We start from the raw sequence: 2,068 nt of genomic DNA on the forward strand, positions 1-2,068 counted from the left end.
AGAGGCGTTTTTAAACTCGGTCTTGCAACCGTTCGTGCTGCCTTTTTTGCAACGTTATCCAAAAATTCAGCTCAAGCTGCGCGCGGCCGACGGGGAAATCGACCTGTTGCGTCAGGGCATTGATGTTGCCTTTAAACTCACCGATAAACCGGATGAGAATTTGGTGCTCAAAGAGATCAGCAAAACCAATCTGGTTTTGTGTGCCTCACCAGACTACCTCGCACAAAGAGGCATGCCAGAACATCCTACGCAACTTGAACAGCACGACTGTATTTACCTAGCAGAAAACGACAAAGACAACATTTGGTCGTTTTTTAAAGAAGAGGCGTTTCATTCCATCGCGGTCAGTGGTCGGTATGCGGTCAACCATTCGCAAATGCGCCTAAATGGCGTCAAGGCCGGTTTAGGGATTGGCATCTTCCACGATTTCGTGGTGAAAGAGGCATTAGAGCGCGGAGAAGTGGTCGAAGTGTTGTCCGATTGGATGATCAAAAGTAACTACCACGGTGCGGTCGCCATGCAGTACGCACAAACCAAATACATGCCTGCACGTCTGCGTGTATTTCTCGACTTTGTAAACGAACATCTCGTGTCTAAGGAACCCAACCATGTTTAATGCGATTCATCACGTCGCTATCATTTGCAGTGATTACCCAACATCAAAGCATTTTTACACCGAAGTGCTAGGGCTAAAAATCATCGCAGAAAACTATCGTGAAACGAGAGATTCCTACAAACTCGACCTTGCGTTGCCGGACGGAAGCCAAATCGAGCTGTTCAGTTTTCCCGGCTCACCGGAGCGACCAAGCTTTCCGGAGGCGCAAGGCTTACGACATTTGGCGTTTCAAGTCGACAACGTTGAAGAAGTAAAAACGTATCTGGAATCCAAACACATCGCTGTTGAACCCATTCGCATTGATGAGTTTACGGGCAAAGCATTTACGTTCTTCCAAGATCCCGATGGCTTACCATTGGAGCTTTATCAGAAGTAAAAAGAGCCAGCAATTCGCTGGCTCTTGTTTTATACCAATACGACACCTTAGTTCAGTGCTGCTTTTAGCTTCTCGACACGGTTGAACACCACCCAGTCCAAAAGCAAAACGCTCACAATGGCTAAACCGCCCATCGGGAACGCGGCACAAATGGCAACCAATGTGGCTAACCCCAATTTCCACACTCCGTTATGTTGAAATTGTGGCGGCGCGCCAAGCGATGCGCTGCGACTTGGTCGACGGAACCACCACATTACCACTCCGGAAATAGCAATCAGAATAAATGCCTGACAGAACAGCACATTCAACGCCTTATTGATGATGCTTACGTCTCCTTGGTGAAGTGAGACACCCGCAGCCATTAACTTGGCAAACCAGCTGTAATCCTGCCAAGTCACATCCACCAGCAAACGACCTGAGTATTGGTCAAAATGGCTGGTTCGATCTTGTCTTGGGTCAGAGATGTCCCCTCCCATTGAGTTGGCGGCAACGGTGTAAACACCGTCATCTGAACGAGGCAAGAATACTTTGTAGCTGGTAAAGCCCATCATTTCGGCTTTAAGAATAATGTCGTCAATCGATAACGCGCGATGGCTCGCCGTATAAGACGCCCCCTTTTCCATGTTCGCGTGATCATGGGCGAGTTTATCTTTCGATTCAGGTACGGCAGCAAGCTCTAAGTTCCACGGCATTTCTTCTGACGAACCGTGGTTAAGATCCTGATGCGTCAATATCGACTCTGGCTTTTCACCCCAAGTGTAATAAGTCGGAAACGTGTTCCAAGCTTGAACCATCTTTGCACCCCAAATTCCAGCCCAAGACAAACCAGAAATCAGGAAAAACAGTAACACGAGGGACAACACACCACCTAAGTTAGCGTGCACATCGCGCAATACAATACGAGAACCTTGGGCAACACGGATTTTCAAAAAGCCAGATCGACTGGCGTTGTCGCGAGGAAGCCAGAGATACAAGCCCGACACCAACAGTAAAATACCTAAGCTGGCTGATATTTCGATTAAACGATCGCCCAGCTCACCAATCAGTAAGGTGCCATGAATGTTATTCATCAGCTC

The 2,068-nt window shown here is 48.0% G+C and carries 3 protein-coding genes; 2 read left to right on the forward strand and 1 reads right to left on the reverse strand.

The genetic code is table 11. From position 1 onward, the window contains the following. Positions 1-616 (forward strand): substrate binding domain-containing protein (locus R7O12_RS23775; RefSeq protein ID WP_318126490.1); only part of this gene is annotated, 616 nt, incomplete at its 5' end. Next, positions 609-992 (forward strand): VOC family protein, encoded by a 384-nt coding sequence (locus tag R7O12_RS23780; protein WP_318126491.1) that lies wholly within the window; start codon positions 609-611, stop codon positions 990-992. The genes R7O12_RS23775 and R7O12_RS23780, both read left to right, overlap by 8 nt. Positions 993-1,039: 47 nt before the next feature. On the opposite strand, the gene R7O12_RS23785 is transcribed toward R7O12_RS23780, so the two are convergent. Then, positions 1,040-2,068 (reverse strand): PepSY domain-containing protein (locus R7O12_RS23785; RefSeq protein WP_318126494.1); only part of this gene is annotated, 1,029 nt, incomplete at its 5' end.

Source organism: Vibrio sp. Vb1574 (assembly GCF_033338675.1).

What these genes read in the sequence shown, in the direction of transcription:
- R7O12_RS23780 (WP_318126491.1), top strand. Translation starts at nt 609, where the DNA reads ATGTTTAATGCGATTCATCACGTCGCTATCATTTGCAGTGATTACCCA.